The sequence below is a fragment of the Microbacterium sp. Y356 genome (assembly GCF_059445355.1).
In genome coordinates this window covers 41,362-61,883 of record NZ_JCAIUE010000004.1, presented here as the reverse complement: position 1 = coordinate 61,883, position 20,522 = coordinate 41,362, and the positions used below count along the sequence as shown (strand labels likewise).

The window sequence follows — 20,522 nt, the reverse complement described above, 5'->3', positions numbered from 1 at the left end:
ACATGCCAGGCGCGGTACATTCAGGGTGTGGCTGCACGTTCTGGCAATCGTCCCGCGGGGCTTCGAAGCCCCGCACAGATCCCCCTGCGGCCCCGTGCCGTCGATGAGCACGAAGGGACGCTGACCGGGCGCGTTCCGCTGGCAGATCCCCGGCCGACGGTTCCTGGTGGGTTCGCGGCGAAGGCCTTCTCCGGCGAGGTGGTCCCGTTCAACGTCATCGCCTTCCGCGAGGGCCATGATCTGATCGGCGTACACGCTCGGCTCGTCTCTCCCGACGGCGAGGAGAGTCTGCATCGCCTGAGCAGCGTCGACGACGGATCCGACCGTTGGCAGGCGGAGATCGCGTTGGATGCGCAAGGCGTTTGGCACTATCGCTTCGAAGCTTTCGCCGATGACCACGCCACCTGGGCGCACGCTGCGGCTGTCAAGATCGCCGCAGATGTCGACGTCGAGGTGATGGCGGCCCTCGGCCGCGACCTGTTCGCACGTGCCGCTGTCGAGAAGACGCGCACGCCGGCAGAGCGAAAGCGCCTCTCGTCGATCTCGTCGACACTCAAAACAGCGGATGCCGAAACCGCACTCGAGGTGGCTACCGATCCCGACCTCGCCGAACTCTTCGCAGCCCGCCCGCTCTTCTCGATGTCCTCGGCGACTGCTGATCAGAGCATCGTGGTCGAACGCACGCGCGCTGGGGTCGGCGGCTGGTACGAGTTCTTCCCCCGATCCGAGGGGGCGAAGCGGCAGAAGGATGGCACGATCAAGAGCGGCACATTCCGCACCGCCACGAAGCGGCTTCCCGCCGTCGCAGACATGGGCTTTCAGGTGCTCTATCTGCCACCGATCCACCCAATCGGACGCACCCACCGCAAGGGACCGAACAACACTCTGAATGCCGGACCCGCCGACCCAGGATCACCCTGGGCGATCGGAGCGGCTGAGGGCGGTCATGATGCTGTGCATCCCGACCTCGGAACACTCGCCGATTTCCGCTACTTCGTGCGGGAAGCGCGAAAGGTCGGTGTCGAGGTGGCCCTTGACCTGGCTCTGCAGGCCTCCCCCGATCACCCGTGGGTGCGCTCGCACCCTGAGTGGTTCACGACTCTCCCCGATGGCACGATCGCCTACGCAGAGAACCCGCCGAAGAAGTACCAGGACATCTATCCGCTGAACTTCGACGGTGACCCAGTGGGCTTGCGCGACGAGGTCCTGCGGATCGTGAAGCACTGGATCGCTCAGGGCGTGGAGATCTTCCGGGTCGACAATCCCCACACCAAACCCCTGTGGTTCTGGGAATGGCTGATCCTGCGCGTGACGACGGATCATCCGGACGTGGTCTTCCTCGCGGAGGCATTCACGCGTCCTGCACCCCTGCGCGGCCTCGCCGCTGTCGGGTTCCAGCAGAGCTACACCTACTTCACCTGGCGCAACACGAAGCGCGAGCTCGAGCAGTTCCTCACCGGACTCGCCGAGGAGACCGCCGACTATCTGCGCCCCAATCTGTTCGTGAACACGCCAGATATCCTCACCGAGTACCTGCAGTTCGGTGGCCGGGCCGCGTACCGGATCCGGGCTGCCATCGCCGCGACAGCAGCTCCGACCTACGGCGTGTATGCCGGGTACGAGCTGTATGAGAACGTGGCGCGCCCCGGGTCCGAGGAGAACATCGACAACGAGAAGTACGAGTACAAGCTGCGCGACTTCGCCGCCGCCGAGGTCGCCGGCGACTCGCTCGCCCCGTACCTGCGCCGTCTGAACGAGATTCGCCGTCTGCACCCTGCGCTTGGCCAGCTGCGCAACCTGGCGGTGCACTGGAGCGACGACGACGGCATCCTGGTCTATTCGAAACACCTCGACGGAGCGTTCACCGAGGACGGTACGCCAGACACCATCATCGTGGTGGCCAACGTCGACCCGCACTCCGTTCGAGAGACCACTGTGCATCTCGATACTCGTATCTGGGGTGTTGAGCCCGGCGCACACTATGACGTTGAGGATCTCATCACCGGTGCCCGATGGACCTGGGCAGATCACAATTTCGTGCGCCTCGACGCATTCGCCGAGCCGGTGCACATCCTCAGGGTGAAGGAGCGATCATGAGCGACACCTCCGATACCGTCACCGCCGAATGGGAGGCGATATCCACGGGCTCTCACCATGCTCCGCATGACCTGCTCGGCGCTCATCCGACCATGGATGCCGCTGGCGCCACCCGCACGACGATCAGGGTGCGGCGGCCGTTGGCGGACGAAGTGACCGCCGTGTTCAGCGACGGCACTCGACTCGTGCTGAAACATACCGCTCACGGCATATGGGAGGGTCAGCACAGGGGGAACCCGCGCTCGTACCGGGTCGCCACGGTGTACGACGGGACGGAGACCCTCGCAGGCGACCCGTACCGCCACCGCCCCACCATCGGAGAGCTCGACCTGCATCTGATCGCTGAAGGGCGGCACGAGCGGCTCTGGGAGACTTTGGGCGCCAACTCCCACCCGATTGACGGCGAGATCGGCGTTTCCTTCGCCGTCTGGGCACCGAATGCCCAGGCCGTGCGAGTAGTCGGCAATTTCAACGACTGGAATGGCGAAGGCCACAGCATGCGCTCGATGGGCGGCAGCGGCATCTGGGAGCTGTTCATTCCCGACGTCACGCCTGGCGCGCAGTACAAGTATCAGATCCTCACGCCGGATGGACGCTGGATCCTTAAGGCGGATCCGATGGCGAGGCGCACCCAGTTGCCACCGGAGACCGCATCGATCGTTCCGTTTTCGGCATATTCCTGGAAGGACGGCGCCTGGATGACCAGGCGGGCAGCGACCCATGCCGTCGCGCAGCCGATGTCGATCTACGAAGTGCACCTCGGTTCCTGGCGACAGGGACTCGGATACCGCGAGGTCGCTGATCCTCTCATCGCTCACGTTATCGAAACCGGATTCACCCACGTCGAGTTCATGCCGCTCCAGGAGCATCCTTTCGGGGGATCCTGGGGCTACCAAGTGAGCGGCTACTATGCGCCCACCGCGCGCTTCGGCTCCCCCGACGATCTGCGATATCTCATCGATCGGCTGCACCAGGCGGGCATCGGCGTACTCCTGGATTGGGTGCCAGGGCACTTCCCCAAGGACGAGTTCGCACTCGCCCGATTCGACGGGCGACCGCTGTATGAGCATCCGGATCCGCGGCGCGGCGAGCACCAGGACTGGGGCACGCTGATCTTCGATTACGGCCGCCCCGAAGTGCGAAACTTTCTCGTCGCGAATGCCCTCTACTGGCTGGATCAGTTCCACATCGACGGACTGCGCGTCGATGCTGTGGCATCGATGCTGTACCTGGACTACTCCCGTAATCACGGCGAGTGGGAGCCCAACGTCCACGGCGGTCGGGAGAACCTCGAGGCGATCCGATTCCTTCAGGAGGTCAACACCACCGCGTACCGCGCGCACCCCGGCATCGTCATGATCGCTGAGGAATCCACCAGCTTCCCCGGAGTCACCGCCCGTACCGACAGCGCCGGCTTGGGCTTCGGGTTCAAGTGGAACATGGGCTGGATGAACGACTCGCTGCAGTACATTGCACGTGATCCGATGTACCGCGCACATCACGAGGGCGAGATGACATTCTCGTTCGTGTATGCCTTTGGCGAGAACTATCTGCTGCCGATCAGCCATGACGAGGTCGTGCACGGCAAAGGAAGCCTGGTGTCGAAGATGCCGGGCGACCACGCGCACAAGCTCGCGAACGTCCGGGCGTACCTGGCCTACATGTGGGGTCACCCCGGCAAGAAACTGCTCTTCATGGGCCAGGAGTTCGGTCAGATGTCCGAATGGGCAGAGAGTAGGCCCTTGGACTGGTGGCTGCTTGATCAGCCGGCACACGCGCAGCTTCAGCGCTTCGTGGGCGCGATGAACACCGTCTACCGGAGCACGGCACCGCTGTGGGAGCGCGACAGCGACAGCACCCGTTTCCGCAGGCTCGGCGCCCCCTCATGGGACCCGAACGTGATCGCCTTCGAACGACGCGACGCGCACGGAGGACGCGTGATCGTGATCAGTAACTTCGCCGGAGTGGAGCGAGCCAGTCTCCCGCTTGAGCTACCGGTGGCAGGTGTCTGGGATGAGATCCTCAATACCGATGCCATCGAATACGGCGGACACGGCATCGGCAATTACGGCCGTGTGGCTGCGCATGCCACCGGAGAGCATGGCACGCCGATGACGAAGATCACGCTGCCAGCACTGTCGACGATCTGGCTGCGCTATCGCGCCGAGCGAATGACTGCCTGAGCCGTCAGAACAACCCTGAGCCGTCAGAACAACCCTGAGCCTCAGAACAACAGGGACGTCAGACGATTTCGCGCGGCGGCCACGCGTGGGTCGGCATCGCCGACGAGACCGAACAGCTCGACGAGGCGTTCGCGCACCGGGAGCCGCTGATCAGCGGGAAGCGCCGCGAATAGATCAAGCAGGCGACCGAACGCGTCATCGATGTGCCCGCCGGAGATGTCGAGATCGGCGACCGTGAACTGCGCCTCAAGGCTTTGCGGGGCAGCAGCTGCAGCGGCCCGTGCTTCCTGCAGGTCCACTCCCTGCACACGGTCGAGCAATCGGACCTGACCGAGACCGGCTCGAGCATCCTCGTCGCGGGGGTTCTCCGCCAGCGCCTTCTCATAGGCTGTGATCGCTGTGGCGAAATCGCCCGCTTCGATGGCAGCAAACGCCTCGGCGTGCAACGGTGGCAGCGGAGCCTCCTGCGGGGCCTCTTCGTCGTTCTGCTCAGGCGTCTCGCCGCCGACAGATCCGGTCACACCGTTCTGGGCGGCAAGCTGCAGCAGCTGGTCGAAGACCTGGCGCACCTGTTCTTCGGGCACGGCACCCGTGAACATGGGTACGGGTTGTCCGGCGACGAGTGCCACCACCATCGGGATCGACTGCGCCTTGAAGCTCTGAGCGAGCTGAGGGTTCGCGTCAACATCGACCTTCGCCAGCACAACTCGGCCACCGAGTTCAGTGACGACCTTCTCCAGAATCGGGCTCAGCTGTTTGCACGGACCGCACCATTCGGCCCACAGATCCACGACGATCGGCACACTGCGCGAGAGCTCGAGGATCTGTCCGAATGTGGCATCCGTGACGTCCACGATGAATCCACCGGCGGCCACAGCTCCCGCCTCGGCGGGTGAGGAAGCCGGATTCGCTGGAGCCGCTGGGCGATTGCGCAGGGTAGAGAGGTCTACGGCACCACGAAGGGCCGCAGCAGAGATATCGCTCACTTGATCACTTCCACGTTGAGAATGTCCTGATGCACTGCAAGAAGGTGAACCTGTTCCGTCGATCCCTGACTGGGAACGGAGAAGAACAGCTGCAGACCGTACGTCGTCACGACACCCTTTGACGCTTCCTCTGCCCCGGTGAGTGTCTTGGCTTCGGGGTTGTCGCCGAATCTGATCACCGCGTCGTCGGAGGTCGGAGTGATGGTTTCGCTATCGATGAGAGAAACAGCGACGATCGCACCGCTGTCAAGCGTTGCCAGTGCGACTGGTGCCGCCGCGCTGGGCGCGATGTCGAATGCCGTACTCGATGTCTCGGCCGCATCATTGTCGATCAGTGATTGCACGACGGCGTCACGACTGGCCGCGATCGAGTCGGCAAGGGCGATGGCCACCGGGTCAAAGAGCGCGTAATACTCGCTTGTCTCTCCCGCATCCACCACATCAGCGAACGCCGTGGACAACTCATCCGGCGATAGCGCAAGGAAGGCCGCCGCATTCTCGGTGATGAGGCTGGTACCCAACCACGCCGGGGCCAACGGTGGCACCTCCGCCGAGGCCTGCATCTCGGCGATGTTGGTGACCTTGTAGCCCGACCAGGGATCGTTCTGCGTCATCGTGAGGATGACGGGCGGCACAGTGTCGTCGCTCTTGCTTTTGGTCAGCGTCAATACGGTGCGTGGCCAACTGTCTGTCGCCTGCGGCAGCAGCACCTCGATGACGTCGGTCGGGATGGTCGCAGGAACTGCTCGGTCGGTGAGAGCCGCGCGCAGCGTGTAATCCGTCCGTCGAGCATCGAGCGGTGCACCGTCCAGGCGAGTGGCGGCGAGATCGATGTCGAGTGCCGCGTCTGCCTCTCCGACGGTCGCGGCGATGTTCTGCAGAATGCGGGATGCCTGCGTTTCGGTGACCGCCGGCGGCTTCTGATTCTCTGGCGTGATCACGGTCGGAGAAGGGGACGGAGTCGGAGTCGCCTCACCAAACTGCGGCCATGAGTCGCTCGAGCAACCTGCAAACAGCAGCGCTGCGATGCCGATCGCAGGAAGTGCAAGCAAACGGCGGCGCACGGGGGAAGCGCGACGTTCGGTCGTGGCCTCACCCTTCTTCGGCGTCGGTTCTGCCTCGGCTACGGGCTCTTCAACTGCGGGCTCTTCAACTCCCGGCTCTTCAGCTGCGGAGGCGTCGAGCTGAGCGCGCACAGATCCGGTCTCCATCGCGAGATTGATCGGCTCTGTCGGTGGAAGCGGACCTGGCCCCTTGCGGCGCGGGCCGCGACCACGTCGCTGATGACGGATCGCCAGAACATACATCACAAGGCCGAACAACAGCACCGCACCACCGGCGGTGATCAGCGGTCCGACCCACGGCGTTGTCGTGTCCAGCGGCCAGGACACGACGATGTCTTCCGGAGCGTCTGCAGTGCCGTCTTTCGCGATCAGCACGCTCATACCCTCGGGAAGCTGCATGTCTGTAATCAGCTGATCTGGTTCGCTGAAAGAGTCAAGCCAGAGGTCGGAGCCCGCCGGGTTACGGCCTGGCGCCTCAGTGGTTTCCTCTGCAGGCGCTTCCGCGCCCTCCTCCTCGGCCGGTGGGTCTGCGGGGTCTTCCTCAGCGACGACCGGCTCGACGAAAGTCGTCACCGTCGCGCCATCATCGCCCGGTGCAACCGAGTTGTATGCCGAATCCGCCAGCCATGCCTCGAGGTCGGCAGTACGACCGTAGGCGGCGAAGATGTCGCCTTCGCCGCGAATAAGGAGCGTCTGCTGACCGGAGTGCTCGCGAAGCACGGCGCCGTCAATAAGCAGGAATGGCGCCGGTTCCTCGACACTGATCTCCACTTGCTGAACCGAGGGACCCATGAAAATGGTTCTCTGAGCGAGACCTGCTCCGATGAGAAGCGTGGCCAGGACGAAGGCCACGACGGCCCAAACGAAACGCACGAAAAGTCTCCTTACGTGACTCGGACGCCGCGTCCGTGTCACCGCTCGACGTTTCAGACTATCGAAACCGGCTGTGTGTTGACTACAAACGGGTACAGGCGAAGCTGAACGGCACGTCGCGGATGGTGGCTGCCATTCTGACTACTACCCTGAGATCAGTCTTGTCGAGGAGAACGCATGAAGGTTCATAACCCGTTCCGCACCGCACTGGTGGCGACGCTCGGTGTGGGACTCGGCGTCCTGCTCATCGGCAGTGTCGAATCGCTGTCGACCGTGTTGCTCTACGTCGGCACTGCGCTATTCATCAGCCTGGGCCTCGATCCGGTTATCTCGTTCCTGGAGCGACGCAGGCTCCCGCGCTGGCTGGCCGTGCTGATCACGATCCTCGGCGTCCTGGGAATCTTCGCCGGGATCGTGCTGATCGTGCTGCCCATCATCGTTGACCAGGTGTCCCAGCTAGTCAGGCAGATCACTCGGTTGGTGCAGAGCAGCGACAACCTCTGGGAGGATCTCCGCACCTGGCTGGTCGCCGTCTTCCCTGCCCTCGATGTCGATCGGGTGCTGAACGAATCGCAGAACTGGCTGCTCGAGAACATGGGTGACATCACCGGCAGCGTGATCGCCGCGAGCGTGAACATCGTCACCGGGCTGTTCGGGGCCTTTATCGTGCTGATCCTGACCATTTATCTGACGGCGTCGACGCCGTCCCTCAAACGATCCGTCTATCAGTTGATTCCGGCATCCAAGCGTCCTCGCTTCATCGATCTCGCGGAGCAGATCACGGATTCCGTCGGGTACTACGTGATGGGACAGGTGACGCTCGGCGTCATCAACGGCGTCCTCAGCGCGATCTACCTCAACATCATCGGTGCGCCGTTCGCCGCGGTGCTGGCCGTTATCGCGTTCTTCTTCTCGCTCATACCGCTGGTCGGTACGCTCACGGGATCAACGATTATCGTTCTGGCCTGCCTCATCCCGGGGCTCGGCTCTCCCGGGATTGCCCTGGCTGCCGCGATCTACTACCTCATCTACATGCAGATCGAGGCGTACCTGATCTCACCGCGCATCATGAGCCGCGCAGTCTCGGTGCCAGGCGCCGTGGTCGTGGTCGCCGCTCTCGCCGGCGGTTCGCTGCTCGGACTGCTCGGGGCGCTCATCGCCATCCCCGTCGCAGCGAGCATCCTGATCATCTATCGCCAGGTGCTCATTCCGCGCATGAACGAGCGTTGACACGGCGTCCTCGTCAGAGGGGCCATTCATTCGACAGCGGGAGCGCCTCCGGGTGCACAGCAGCGACGATCTCGGTGAGAACCCTTCGGGTCTGGGCCTCGCCAACCCACAGGTGCTTACCGCCTTCAACGTCGATCAGGGTGATATCGGGGATCGACGCAAAGCGCTCGCGTGCTTCAGCCGGACGCAGGTAATCATCGAACTCGGGAATGATCGCGATCAGGCGGCGCTCGTCCCCCGCCCAGGCGGCCACGTCGTCGGCGGTGGCTCTGTGCAGCGGCGGCGAGAGCAGAATCACGCCTTCGACGTCATGCTCTCGGCCGTACTTCAGTGCCAATTCAGTACCGAATGACCAGCCGACCAGCCACGGCCGCGGCAGCGAACGTTCGCGCACGAAATCCATCGCCGCAGCGACATCGAACTGCTCCGATGCCCCACCGTCGAACTGTCCATCACTCGTGCCGCGCGGCGAGGTCGTGCCTCGTGTGTTGAAGCGAAGCACAGCAAGATCGGCCAGCGCCGGGAGGCGGGCAGAGGCCTTGCGCAGGATGTGCGAGTCCATGAAACCGCCGGCGGTGGGCAGCGGATGCAGCGTCACCAGCGTCGCGACCGGCGCGGTGTGCTCGGGCACCGCCAACTCCCCCACAAGCGTCAGACCGTCTGCTGTGGACAGCTCGATGTCCTCGCGCGTCGCCGGCAGCTCCAGTGGTCCGCGGATCTCCATGCTCATGCCATCCTCCAGCAGTGGGTGTGCCAATGTCGACGCGCAGCGAGGTCGGCAGCATCGCCGAGCACGCCGTCCGCGCGCCAGACGACCAGGTGTGCGGTGCCGGGAGTGACGGCGCCGCGGCATCCGGGGCAGATGTACTCTTTCTGAGCCTGCTGCGCCGAGATCGGCTGCACCGTCCAGTCTCTGCCTTGGCGGCTCTCGCTGCGCTTCCAACCCGCAAGAAGACGATCAAAAGAGTCGTCAGTACTGGGGCGCTCCTGGCGCCTTTTGTGGGAGCGTGGCATGTCGGAGCATTACCACCAGTGGTTGCTGGTCCAGAAGTTGTACGCGCCAGCCCAGCTGCCGTAGCGGCCCGTGGCGTACCCGTTGGCCCAGCGAAGATTGTCGACCGGGTTGTATCCGTTGCCAGGAACCTTGCTGCACGGCAGTGCCTGCACCAGCCCACACGCGCCGGAGGAACTGTTCGTTGCGTTGGGGTTCCAGCCGCTTTCCCTGGACACGACGTAATCGACGTAGCCCCAATCGCCGGAAGCGATGCCTGCTGCGGCCATCCACTCCGCGGGTGCGCCACCGCCCGTGTAGTAAAGCGGTCCGCCACCGCCGCCGCCGCCTCCACCATCGCCGGAACCGCCACCCGATGACGCGGGCTCTGGCACTGGCACTGGCTCAGGCGTGGGAGTCGGAGTCACGTAGACCTCGAACGCTCCGCGATCGATCGGCGCGAACGTCCCGCCCTCTGCGGTGACTGTGAGGTTCTGGGCGTCCTGTGCCGCGAGCGAGAACGATGTCTCGACGTCAGCCACCGGCGGGTCGGCCAACGCCATACCCGTCGGGGCGACAATCACAGCAGTGAATCCGACGACGGCTAATGCCGCCAGAACACCAACCACGCCTCGGCGCTGCGTCCAGCGGCGCCGAGCAGGAACGGGCGACCTCGGCGTGGTGGAGGCCACCGTCGCGCTGCGCGCGCTGACGACATCTATCTCATTACCGGAAGTCACAATAGCTCCAGTGTAACCAGGCGCGCCTGAGTCCACCATGAGAAGGCTCAGCGAACAGCGAGGATCACATCGATCGTCGCATCCAGAAGCGCGTCGACCTGCTCCTCGCGGTAGCCTCGCCGCTGCATCCGAAACGCCGCCGAACGCAGCTGCTCGACCGAAAGGGCGTCGCCATCGCGCAGGTACCGCACGACTCTCTGAGCGACATGGTCGACCTCATCTACGCGGTATCCGAAGGAGAGAATGCCGGTGCGAGCGAACTTGCGTCGTCGTCCGCGAGCAAGATGGTCGAGGATAACTTGTGCCTCGGAGCGTGCCTGCACGACCCACGCTTCGACGCCAGCCTCGCGTACGACGCGTTCACGCTGCCGGGCGGCGAAAGCGTCTTCGACTCGTCCCAGCGCCGCATCCACTTCGCTGACGACGTATCCGCCTTTGACCAGGGGGAAGGATGCGACACGCACATCGGTGGCGGTGAGCTCATCGAGACCACGCTCGAAGCTTTCACGAGCGGCCGCAAGGAAGGTGTCCACCGCGGCGCGGTGATAGCCACGTTCGCGCCCGCTGGTCACGCGGAACGCAGGCTGCGTCTCATCGTGTTCGATCTCAGTCACATCGTTTACCGTATCCGCAATCATGAGAGCACCGCCCAGGGTGAAAGGAGGAAATAGAGGCTGAGGGCAGGGACCGTAGAGGGCAGGATGCTGTCCAGTCGATCCAGCAGACCCCCATGACCAGGCAGCCAGGAGCTCATGTCCTTGATGCCGATGTCGCGCTTGATCATCGACTCGCCGAGATCGCCCAGAGTGGCCGACAGCAGAATGGCGACACCGAAGATCACACCGGCCCACCACTGCATTTCCAGCAGGAAGATCGCAAGAAGAACTCCTGCGGCAATTGCTGCTACGACCGCTCCGGCGAAGCCTTCCCAGGTCTTCTTCGGGCTGATACGTGGGGCCATTGGATGCTTACCGAACGCCACGCCAGCAGCATAGGCACCAGTGTCGGCTGCGACGGCGATGCCGATGAAACTGAGCACCCACCACTGCCCGCCCTCTTGCACGAGCAACATCAGCGCCACACTGGCTAGGAAGGGCACGTACACCTGTACGAAACCGCCCACCACGGCATCTGTCAATACATCGCCGTAGGTGCGACCGTCTTTCGCGATCATCTGAGCCAGCAGACGCCAGACGATCACGAAGGCAACAGCGAACAGCAGCGTGACCCAACTCAGCCAGGCCGGTGCGAAGTAACCGGCGAGCACCAGAGCGACACCCGCGATGACCTGCGGAACGATATCAATGCGACGACCTGCCGCTTTCAGCGCGCGCGTCAGTTCGAAGATGCCGAGCACTGCGATCGCCAGGGCGATTGGAACGAACAGTTCCTTGATGAACATGAGCGAGCCGAGCATGACCGCGCCGAACGCCAGCCCGACAAGGATCGCGAGGATGAGGTCCCGCCCAGTGCGGGCCTTTATCCGCTCGTTTGCCTGATCGAGGTGCTCGCGTGCTTGGTTGACGTGCGTCTCGAACTCGCCTCTGGCCTGACGAAGCTGCTCACGAACCAGCGCTGCGGCGTCCGTGGTGAGATCGGCGTGTCCTGCGAGCGGCAGCGGCGGGCGCGGCGGGATCACCTGTCCGTCAATGAGAGCGAGGTCATCTGGGATTCCTGCGTCCGGGGTCGCCTCGTCACGGGCTTCGCGCCGCTTCAGCGGGCGTCCCTCATCGACGTCTCCAGTTGCATCGCTCATCCTGATTACACCTCGAGAAGCTCAGTCTCTTTGCGCTTGAGTGCGTCGTCGATCTGATCGACGTGCTGACGGGTGAGTGCGTCAAGTTCTTTCTCACCACGAGCGATCTCATCTTCGCCGACGTCGCTCTTGAGTGCGTCGAGCTCGTCCTTCGACTTGCGACGGATGCCACGCAGATGCACCTTCGCATCTTCGCCCTTGGTGCGGACGATCTTCACATATTCTTTGCGACGCTCTTCGGTCAGCTCTGGCATCGTCACGCGAATGATGTTGCCGTCGTTGGTTGGGTTGGCCCCGAGGTTGGGCATGTCGCGAATCGCCTGCTCGATGGCCTTCAGCGCCGTCTTGTCGTAGGGCGTGACAATGATCGAGCGTGCCTCGGGGTTCGCCAGCGAGGCAAGCTGAGCCAGCGGCGTGGGCGAACCGTAATAATCGACCATCACCTTCTGGAAAAGCTGCGGGTTCGCGCGGCCAGTGCGGACGGTGGCGAAGTCCTCCTTGGCAGCTTCGACGGCACGCGTCATGCGCGAGGTGGTTTCAGTGAGGACATCCGCGATCACGGTGACTCCTATCGTCGGGGCGTGTTTGCAATTCTATCTAGGTGCGTGGCCTGCTCCTGGCACCGCGCTCAGGCAGTGACGAGTGTTCCGATCGGTTCACCGAGCAGCGCCCGCGTAACATTGCCGGCCGGTTCCATGCCGAAGACGCGCATGTCCATGCTGTTGTCCATGCAGAGGCTGAACGCGGTGGAGTCGACGACCTTGAGACCACGCTGCAGCGCGTCGCGGTAGGTGACCTTCTCGATGCGTGTCGCCGTCGAGTCTGTTTTGGGGTCAGCGGTATAGATCGCGTCAACCCCGTTCTTCGCAACCAGCACCTCGTGTGCGCCAATCTCCAGCGCGCGCTGTGCGGCAACCGTGTCGGTCGAGAAGTACGGCAGCCCCGCGCCAGCCCCGAAGACAACGACGCGGCCCTTCTCCATGTGGCGCTCGGCACGCAGCGGAATGTACGGCTCGGCAACCTGCGTCATCGAGATGGCGGACTGCACACGTGTCGGTGCACCCGCCTGCTCGAGGAAGTCCTGCAACGCGAGTGCGTTCATGACGGTGCCGAGCATGCCCATGTAGTCGGCACGACCGCGGTCCATGCCTCGCTGGCTCAGTTCCGCACCGCGGAAGAAATTGCCACCGCCGACGACGATGGCGATCTCGACCTGATCGACCGCAGCTGCGATTTCACGGGCGATCTGGCTCACGACATCCGGATTCACTCCGACCTGCCCGCCTCCGAAGGCTTCCCCGGAAAGCTTGAGAAGGACGCGGCGGCGTCCAGTGCGTTCAGTCATGGGTGTGATGTCCTCTCGTCCCGATTCAAGATAGTGCCTTTTGGGCATGAAGAAGGGGTTCGGACCCTTGTGGATCCGAACCCCTGTGCAACTGCTACGCGCCGACCTTGAAGCGCGCGAAGTCCGTCACGGTGATACCGGCGTCCTTCGCGACCTGGGCGACAGAGAGTTTGTTGTCCTTGGCGTAGTCCTGCTCGAGCAGGGCAACCTGCTTGATGAACGCAGAAACGCGGCCTTCGACGATCTTCGGCAGGGCAGCCTCAGGCTTGCCCTCGTTGCGGGAGATCTCTGTGACGATCTCACGCTCCTTCTCGACCGCATCGACCGGAACATCCTCGCGGGCGAGGAAGGTCGGGTTAGCGAACGAGATGTGCTGCGCGATGCTGCGAGCAGTCTCGGCGTCATCACCCGTGTAGGCGACGACGACACCGATCTGCGGGGGCAGATCCTTGCTGGTGCGGTGCAGGTAGACCTCGACTGCGTCGCCCGAAACGGTGCGGACCTGACGCAGTTCGACCTTCTCACCGATGATGGCTGCCTCGTCCGAGATCAGCTCCCCAACGGTCTGGTTACCTGCAACAGCTGCGAGGCCATCTTCGACCGTGTTCGCCTTTGCGGCGGCAACGGCGTCAGCGACCTTGTCTGCCAGCGCGATGAAGCGCTCGTTCTTCGCGACAAAATCGGTCTCGCAGGCGAGCTCGATCAGCGTGACGCTGCCAGCCTGCTCGCGAGCGACGACGAGGCCTTCGCTGGTGGAACGGTCAGCGCGCTTAGCGTTGCCCTTCGCACCCTTCAGACGAAGGAGTTCAACCGCCTTCTCGCGGTCTCCTTCGGCTTCTTCGAGCGCCTTCTTGGTGTCGACCATTCCGGTGCCGAGCTGCTCGCGCAGTGCCTTGATGTCAGCAATGGTGAAGTTGGCCATGTGTGGTGGCTCCTTGCTTCGTGATGTGTGTGTACGCGGAATTACTTGGCGTCGGCGGCGTCAGCAGCCTCGACGACCTCGGTCGCCTCAGCGGCGGGTGCCTCGACGACCTCGGTTGCCTCAGCAACAGGAGCCTCGACGACCTCAGCCGCTTCGGCCGGAGCCTCGACGACCTCAGCAGCAGCCTCAACCTCAACCTCAACGGGAGCCTCGACGACTTCGGTCGCCTCAGCAGCAGCCTCAGCCGGAGCTTCAGCATCCTCGGCCGGAGCAACGAGAAGCTCCTGCTCCCACTCAGCCAGCGGCTCAGCGGCACCCGACTCGGGGTTGTGCTTCTCCTGCAGGCCCTCGGCCGCAGCGTCAGCGATGATGCGAGTCAGCAGCGAGACGGAGCGGATCGCGTCGTCGTTGCCGGGAATCGGGTACTGGAAGTCATCCGGGTCGGCGTTCGTGTCGAGGATGCCGATCACGGGGATGCCGAGCTTCTTGGCCTCGTCGATGGCGAGGTGCTCACGCTTGGCGTCGATGACCCAGAGAGCCGAAGGCGTCTTGGTCAGGTTGCGGATACCACCGAGCGACTTGTGCAGCTTGTCGAGCTCGCGCTTCTTGAGCAGGAGCTCCTTCTTGGTGAAGCCGCTGTTCGCGGGAGTCTCGTAGTCGAGCTCCTCGAGCTCCTTCATGCGTGCAAGACGCTTGGAGATCGTCTGGAAGTTGGTGAGGAGGCCACCGAGCCAGCGCTGGTTCACGAACGGCTGGCCCACACGGGTTGCCTGCTCTGCGAGAACTTCCTGCGCCTGCTTCTTGGTGCCGACGAAGAGGATGGTGCCGCCGTGGGCAACCGTCTCCTTGACGAAGTCGTAGGCGCTGTCGATGTACCCCAGCGACTGCTGAAGGTCGATGATGTGGATGCCGCTGCGCTCAGTAAGGATGAAGCGCTTGACCTTCGGGTTCCACCGACGGGTCTGGTGTCCGAAGTGCACGCCGCTGTCGAGCAGCTGGCGGATGGTGACCACAGCCATGGTCGTCTCCTGGTTCTGGCGCTGTCGCGCCGTTGAGGTTGTTTCGCCGATCTGGTGATCGGCACTCCTGGTGCCCGGCACACGCCCACCCATTCTTGCGAACAGGACCTAAGGGAGTGGATGCCGCGACCGAAGTCGCTTTGGGCACGCGTAGTCACCCCGAGATCGAGGTGCGACCTCCAGTGTACAGGATCGACACCCCTCCACAGGTTCTGCACTGCGATGGCATCTGCGCGTGTTCTCCACGGAAAACGGGTCTTGGCCTCATGCGCACAGACGAGAACAGCGACGATGTTCAAATGCGTATAGCGAGCGCTGGCAGAAGGTGGGGCGCGGTCATGCTGATGGCCGCGCTGCTCGTCGTGCTCCCCGCCGCGGCACGGCCCCCGTCGCCGGGACAACCGTGGCAGTGGCCGGTGGGTGGCGTTCGCCAGGTGATCACGCCGTTTCAGGCGCCAGCGCATGACTACGGGCCAGGCCATCGCGGCATCGACCTGGCGGCGCCGATCGGCAACGTCGTTCATGCTCCGGCCGATGGCGTCGTGGCATTCCGCGGCACTGTGGTCGACCGGCCACTGATCACAATCGATCACGGCGGCGGGCTGGTGACGACCTTCGAGCCGATGGAATCGACGCTCTCCCCTGGGACAGTGGTTTCAGCCGGCGAGGAGATCGGCACCGTCGCAAGCGGCGGACATTCTCCCGCCGACCAACTGCATCTGGGCGTCCGGTTGAACGGCGTCTACGTCAATCCGATGCTGATGTTTGGTGACGTTCCGCGCGCCATTCTGCTGCCCTGCTGCGCGGCGAACACCGTTATGCGCGCGGGTGGGCCAGTCGGTAGGTCGCTGTGAGACGCTCAGATGAGACGTGCGTGTAGATCTGCGTCGTTCCCAAGCTCGCGTGGCCGAGGATCTCTTGCACCGCGCGCAGGTCTGCTCCTCCATCGAGCAGATGCGTGGCGGCCGAATGGCGCAGTGCGTGCGGTCCGACGGCGTCCGCGCCGATGATCGGTCCGAGCGCGGCAGCGACAAGTGTGTACACCGCCCGAGGTCCGAGGCGACCACCTCGCGCACCGAGCAGCAGCGCTGGCGACGCCTTCACCGCACGCGCCATTAGTACCGGGCGCCCGCGGGTGAGATAGGCACTCACCGCATTGCGGGCTGGAATGCCGAACGGCACCACGCGTTCCTTCGATCCTTTTCCCAGCACGCGCACGGTCGCCCGATCCAGATCAAGGTCATCGACGTCGATGCCGCAGAGCTCTGAGACGCGTATGCCTGAACCATAGAGCAACTCGAGAATCGCATGGTCCCTGAGATGGATACAGTCACCATCGGCCGCAATCTCACGGCGCGTGTCAAGCAACAAGCGCATCCCCTCCTTCGAGGCGACCGCCGGCAGCGTGCGGCCGCGCTTGGGAGCGATCAGCCGCAGGCTCGGGTCGATGTTGATCAGCTCTTCATCCTTCGCCCACGCGAAGAACGAACGCGCAGCCGCCGCCCGGCGTGCCAGGGTAGACCTCGCATCGCCCCGCTGGGTCGCCCGCCACAGCCAGTCCCGCAAGCTTTCCAAGTCAACATCGCTCAGGTTCGCTCCCCCGACGGCATCCGAGAGGTCGCGAAGGTCAGAGCGGTAGGCGCGAACCGTCGCCGGAGACAGCCGACGCACCTGAGTGAGGTGCGTCGTGAATGCGTGCGCTGCGGCGCTCAGCTCCATGCACTCCAGCATGCCGTGCCCAGTCTCGCTGAGGACCGTGCCTCGCCGCGGATCGCGCGCAACGCGGGTACGACTGATCTGATCAGCGCGCTCCGAGTCGCCAGCCGGACTCGTGCTGTTGGACCTGCGCATCCAGCGAGAGCAATCCGAGCAGCGCCCGGACCCGCTCTTCGGACAGGCCAGAGATCCGCGCGATCTCAGCGGTCGATCGCGCGGTGCGCGAACTCATGGCGTCGAGCAGTCGCAGCTGGTCAGGATCTGTTCGAGCTTCGCTGGACGGGCCGGGGCCGATATCGAAGCCGAGCATCTCCCGCACCTCCACGGCGCTGGTGATGCACCGGGCGTCGTACTCTCGCATTAGCCTGTGGCAACCGGCCGACGCGGCAGAAGTAACCGGCCCCGGAACGGCGCCCAACGGGCGTCCGAGCGCGGCGGCATGCCCCGCAGTATTCAGCGAACCGCTGCGCCACCCGGCCTCGACGACGACCGTCGCCATGCCCAGGGCCGCGATCAACCGGTTGCGGCTGAGGAAACGCCATTTCGTTGGCGCGGCGCCGCAGGGCAGCTCGCTCACCACGGCTCCCGATGCCTGGATGCGTTCGAACAGCTGTTGATGGCCGGCGGGGTATGCGCGATCGACACCGCCCGCAAGGAACGCGACCGTTCCGCCACCGACGCCTAGGGCCGCACGGTGCGCGGCTCCGTCAATCCCGTAGGCGCCGCCAGAAACGATCAGCGTACCGGCCGCTGCCAGATCACCGGCGAACTCCGCCGCGACCGACTCCCCGTAGGCGGTCGCGGCCCGCGCACCCACCATCGAGACACGTTCCCGCGTCGTCAACTGTCCTGCGTCACCGCGCACCCACAACAGTGATGGCGCGTGGTCGCCGAGGTCATCGAGTCCACTGGGCCACGCTGCATCGCCCGGAAGCAAAAGCTGTGCCCCCACCTCGCTCGCACTGCGCAACGCCTCCTCGACAGCGCGTGGCTGCGCCCGCGGCGACCATCGCCGCCGCGCTTCATCGACTGCACGCTCCGACAGCTCAAACGCGGAGTCCGACAGTCCGCACCGTAGGGCCTCCGCTGCCCCGAACTGCGCGATCATCGCGCCAGCCACCCCGTCGCCTGGTTCAGCGACAATCCCCCAGGCAACGCGGGCCAAAGTCTCTGCCGGGTCATCATCCGGTCGAGCCTCTTCAGCCGCAGTGCGCATCGCGGCGTCGCCGAGCAGCAGATCCATCATGCGATCAGTCCTCTCTTCAGAAACAGCGCCCGCCCCAGTTCGTCGCGCCCCGGTGTTGCCACATCTGCGAGATCGGCTGCGGTCCACGCCAGTCGAAGCACTCGGTCATAGCCCCGCAGCGTGAGTTGGCCGCGCTCGAGCGCACGGTCAAGCGGTGCACGCACCTCGAGCGGCAGCCGCAGGTCGCCCTGTCGTAGCCAGGCACCGGAGACTTCGGCATTCGTGCGCCACGGTGTGTCCATCCAGCGTTCAGCGGCTCGTTCTCTGGCCGCCAGCACTCGTTCCCTGGCGTCCCTCGTCGTCACCGACGAGCGTTCAACCGACGTGGCCCGAGACGCCGAGACCCTCACGACCTGCAGATCGATGTCGATCCGATCCCTCAGCGGTCCTGAAATTCGCGAGGAGTAGCGCCGAATCGCGATCGGTGGACAGATGCACTCCGCGCCACGCACTCCGTAATTGCCGCAAGGACAAGGATTTGTCGCGAGCGCCAGCTGAAACTGGGCCGGAAACCGCACCTGAAAGCCCGCCCGAATGATCTCGATACTCCCGGATTCCAGCGGCTGGCGCAGAGCGTCGAGAGCCACACGTGAAAATTCGGCGGCCTCGTCGAGAAAGAGAATTCCTCTGTGCGCCCGAACGATCGCGCCAGGACGCGCAGCCCGCGAGCCTCCGCCCACCAGCGCCGCCACAGACGCGCTGTGGTGGGGCGCCTCCAACGGAGGCAGATCGTCCAGCAGGTTGACTGCTGCTCCGGACAGCGAGCGGATCGCGGCGACCTCGAGCGCTGCTTCGTCTGTCAACGGCGGAAGGATTCCGGGCAGCCGTCGTGCCAGCATCGTCTTTCCGGCTCCCGGTGGCCCACTCATGAGAATGTGGTGTCCACCAGCTGCCGCGACGATCAGTGCCTCTACTGCTTCCTCTTGGCCAACCACGTCGGCAAGATCCAGCAGATCCTCCTCCGACGCTGGCGGTGCCGTGCCCGCGACCGGTTCGACTTCAGCGACTGCGATATCAGCGCCGTGCCACATGGCGACCTCGGCGAGAGTGGTGGCAGCACGCACGTGCATCCCCGGCACCAGCCGCGCCTCGTCCGCGTTCGCGTGGGGAACAATGACGTTCTCGAAACCCGCCCGCGACGCAGCGAACACGGCCGGAAGCACCCCTGGTACCGGCCGAACGCGACCATCAAGCCCGAGCTCGCCGATGTGCACAGTCCGCGAGATCGAGGCAGCATCGAGCACGCCCCCGGTCGCTACTGCCGAAATCGCGATACCGAGATCGAACCCGCTGCCATGCTTGGGCAGGCTCGCCGGCGACAGGTTGACGGTGAGTCGCCTGCGAGTCAGTTTGAGATCTGCGTTCGTGACGGCGTTGTGCACGCGCTGTGCTGCCTCACCCAACGACTTGTCTGGCAGCCCGACGATCTTGAATCCAGGTGTCTGATTGGACACGTCCGCTTCGATCTCGACCAGGTGCCCATCTACGCCGGTCAAGGCGACAGCCCAGGTGCGTGCGGTCCTCATCGCAGATCGACCAGGTGCTCGAGGGTGCCGTCGGCCGGATCGGCTCCGATGACGCCGATCACATCAACGCGGAGCATCCGATTCTTTGCCAGCTCTGTGTGTGCTCTGCACCACGCATATCCGAGTCGCCAGAGCCGCTCCCTCTTGCGCTCGTCGACGGCGTCAAAAGGATGCCCGAAATCGAGGCTGCGCCGCGTCTTCACCTCGACGATGCAGAGCGTGCCTTCGCGCTCGGCGATGATGTCGATCTCGCCCTGCGAGCATCGCCAGTTGCGGTCGAGAATCTGATATCCGCGCTCTGTCAGATGCTGCGCGGCGCGGTCTTCACCTGCACGTCCGAGATCGTCTTTCGCTGCCATGTAGACAGCATTCTCGACTGTCGACACACACGCTTCGCGGAAATCACGCGATTGGTGCAGCGGACGACCGAATCCCCCTATTGGGGATAACTAGTCGTTGGGAAGAAGTTACTTGCCGTCGAGCGACAAATCCTCCGGAAGTTCGAACTCATGACGCTGCAGTTCCTCGACGTTGACGTCCTTGAACGTCAGCACACGCACGGTCTTCACGAAGCGATCGGCACGATAGATGTCCCACACCCATACGTCACTCATCGATATCTCGAAATAGAAGTCGTGCTCGGTGTCGCGGCGGACGACGTTTACCTCGTTCGCGAGATAGAACCGACGCTCCGTCTCCACGACATATTGAAACTGCCGTACGACATCGCGATACTCGCGGAACAGCGCGAGTTCGAGTTCGCGGTCGTAATCGTCGAAGGCCTCTTCATCCATGATGACTCCATCCTACGAGTTCAAAATGGTTCCG

20 protein-coding genes are annotated in these 20,522 nt (G+C 64.1%); 4 read left to right on the top strand and 16 right to left on the bottom strand.

Annotation, left to right across the window (positions count from 1 at the left end; translation table 11 throughout):
• The first annotated feature begins 27 nt into the window (after positions 1-27).
• Entirely contained in the window at positions 28-2,097 is a 2,070-nt protein-coding gene (locus tag AC1C2Q_RS17505) for a maltotransferase domain-containing protein (protein WP_495451171.1), read from the top strand.
• The gene (glgB, locus tag AC1C2Q_RS17500) at positions 2,094-4,280 is read left to right on the top strand and encodes a 1,4-alpha-glucan branching protein GlgB (protein WP_495451170.1); all 2,187 of its coding nucleotides are present in this window, start codon (positions 2,094-2,096) and stop codon (positions 4,278-4,280) included. Before AC1C2Q_RS17505 ends, glgB begins: the two co-directional genes overlap by 4 nt.
• Before the next feature lie 41 nt (positions 4,281-4,321).
• Here glgB and AC1C2Q_RS17495 read toward each other — a convergent pair whose 3' ends face one another.
• Positions 4,322-5,266 (bottom strand): tetratricopeptide repeat protein, encoded by a 945-nt coding sequence (locus tag AC1C2Q_RS17495; RefSeq protein WP_495451169.1) that lies wholly within the window; start codon positions 5,264-5,266, stop codon positions 4,322-4,324.
• Positions 5,263-7,203 carry a DUF8094 domain-containing protein gene (locus AC1C2Q_RS17490; RefSeq protein ID WP_495451168.1) on the bottom strand — a complete coding sequence of 647 codons (1,941 nt, stop codon included), beginning with the start codon at positions 7,201-7,203 and terminating at the stop codon, positions 5,263-5,265. Before AC1C2Q_RS17490 ends, AC1C2Q_RS17495 begins: the two co-directional genes overlap by 4 nt.
• A 177-nt stretch (positions 7,204-7,380) precedes the next feature.
• Here AC1C2Q_RS17490 and AC1C2Q_RS17485 point away from each other — a divergent pair, with 177 nt between their 5' ends.
• Positions 7,381-8,433, top strand: coding sequence for an AI-2E family transporter (locus tag AC1C2Q_RS17485; RefSeq protein ID WP_495428738.1), 1,053 nt, complete (start codon positions 7,381-7,383; stop codon positions 8,431-8,433).
• A gap of 13 nt (positions 8,434-8,446) precedes the next feature.
• On the opposite strand, the gene AC1C2Q_RS17480 is transcribed toward AC1C2Q_RS17485, so the two are convergent.
• The 9 genes from AC1C2Q_RS17480 to rpsB form a co-directional block, all read right to left on the bottom strand.
• The gene (locus AC1C2Q_RS17480; RefSeq protein WP_495431641.1) at positions 8,447-9,157 is read right to left on the bottom strand and encodes an alpha/beta hydrolase; all 711 of its coding nucleotides are present in this window, start codon (positions 9,155-9,157) and stop codon (positions 8,447-8,449) included.
• Positions 9,158-9,159: 2 nt separating this feature from the next.
• Positions 9,160-9,447 carry an Rv1322 family protein gene (locus AC1C2Q_RS17475; RefSeq protein ID WP_495428737.1) on the bottom strand — a complete coding sequence of 96 codons (288 nt, stop codon included), beginning with the start codon at positions 9,445-9,447 and terminating at the stop codon, positions 9,160-9,162.
• Positions 9,448-9,456: 9 nt separating this feature from the next.
• The gene (locus tag AC1C2Q_RS17470) at positions 9,457-10,164 is read right to left on the bottom strand and encodes an aggregation-promoting factor C-terminal-like domain-containing protein (protein WP_495451167.1); all 708 of its coding nucleotides are present in this window, start codon (positions 10,162-10,164) and stop codon (positions 9,457-9,459) included.
• A gap of 47 nt (positions 10,165-10,211) precedes the next feature.
• Complete coding sequence (locus AC1C2Q_RS17465; protein ID WP_495451166.1) at positions 10,212-10,802, bottom strand: DivIVA domain-containing protein; 591 nt, start codon at positions 10,800-10,802, stop codon at positions 10,212-10,214.
• Entirely contained in the window at positions 10,799-11,920 is a 1,122-nt protein-coding gene (locus tag AC1C2Q_RS17460; protein WP_495428733.1) for a phosphatidate cytidylyltransferase, read from the bottom strand. The genes AC1C2Q_RS17465 and AC1C2Q_RS17460 overlap by 4 nt, the downstream gene beginning before the upstream one ends.
• A 5-nt stretch (positions 11,921-11,925) precedes the next feature.
• A complete protein-coding gene (gene frr / locus AC1C2Q_RS17455) occupies positions 11,926-12,480 on the bottom strand; it encodes a ribosome recycling factor (protein WP_495428732.1) in 555 nt (184 codons plus the stop codon).
• Between the two features lie 68 nt (positions 12,481-12,548).
• Positions 12,549-13,265, bottom strand: coding sequence for a UMP kinase (gene pyrH / locus AC1C2Q_RS17450; protein WP_495428731.1), 717 nt, complete (start codon positions 13,263-13,265; stop codon positions 12,549-12,551).
• A gap of 94 nt (positions 13,266-13,359) precedes the next feature.
• Positions 13,360-14,187, bottom strand: coding sequence for a translation elongation factor Ts (gene tsf / locus AC1C2Q_RS17445; RefSeq protein ID WP_495428730.1), 828 nt, complete (start codon positions 14,185-14,187; stop codon positions 13,360-13,362).
• Positions 14,188-14,228: 41 nt separating this feature from the next.
• Positions 14,229-15,206, bottom strand: coding sequence for a 30S ribosomal protein S2 (gene rpsB, locus AC1C2Q_RS17440; RefSeq protein WP_495451165.1), 978 nt, complete (start codon positions 15,204-15,206; stop codon positions 14,229-14,231).
• A gap of 299 nt (positions 15,207-15,505) precedes the next feature.
• On the opposite strand from rpsB, the gene AC1C2Q_RS17435 reads away from it, so the two are divergent.
• Entirely contained in the window at positions 15,506-16,060 is a 555-nt protein-coding gene (locus tag AC1C2Q_RS17435; RefSeq protein ID WP_495451164.1) for a M23 family metallopeptidase, read from the top strand.
• Here the strand turns inward: AC1C2Q_RS17435 and AC1C2Q_RS17430 are convergent.
• From AC1C2Q_RS17430 to AC1C2Q_RS17410, 5 genes are all read right to left on the bottom strand, one after another.
• Positions 16,023-16,925 carry a tyrosine-type recombinase/integrase gene (locus tag AC1C2Q_RS17430; RefSeq protein ID WP_495451163.1) on the bottom strand — a complete coding sequence of 301 codons (903 nt, stop codon included), beginning with the start codon at positions 16,923-16,925 and terminating at the stop codon, positions 16,023-16,025. The two genes, AC1C2Q_RS17435 and AC1C2Q_RS17430, sit on opposite strands and share 38 nt — an antisense overlap.
• Positions 16,926-17,007: 82 nt before the next feature.
• Complete coding sequence (gene dprA, locus AC1C2Q_RS17425) at positions 17,008-18,168, bottom strand: DNA-processing protein DprA (RefSeq protein WP_495428726.1); 1,161 nt, start codon at positions 18,166-18,168, stop codon at positions 17,008-17,010.
• Positions 18,165-19,694, bottom strand: coding sequence for a YifB family Mg chelatase-like AAA ATPase (locus AC1C2Q_RS17420; protein WP_495451162.1), 1,530 nt, complete (start codon positions 19,692-19,694; stop codon positions 18,165-18,167). The genes dprA and AC1C2Q_RS17420 overlap by 4 nt, the downstream gene beginning before the upstream one ends.
• A complete protein-coding gene (locus AC1C2Q_RS17415) occupies positions 19,691-20,053 on the bottom strand; it encodes a YraN family protein (protein WP_495428724.1) in 363 nt (120 codons plus the stop codon). The genes AC1C2Q_RS17420 and AC1C2Q_RS17415 overlap by 4 nt, the downstream gene beginning before the upstream one ends.
• 108 nt (positions 20,054-20,161) lie before the next feature.
• Positions 20,162-20,488 carry a DUF2469 family protein gene (locus AC1C2Q_RS17410; RefSeq protein WP_495428723.1) on the bottom strand — a complete coding sequence of 109 codons (327 nt, stop codon included), beginning with the start codon at positions 20,486-20,488 and terminating at the stop codon, positions 20,162-20,164.
• Between the last annotated feature and the right edge of the window lie 34 nt (positions 20,489-20,522).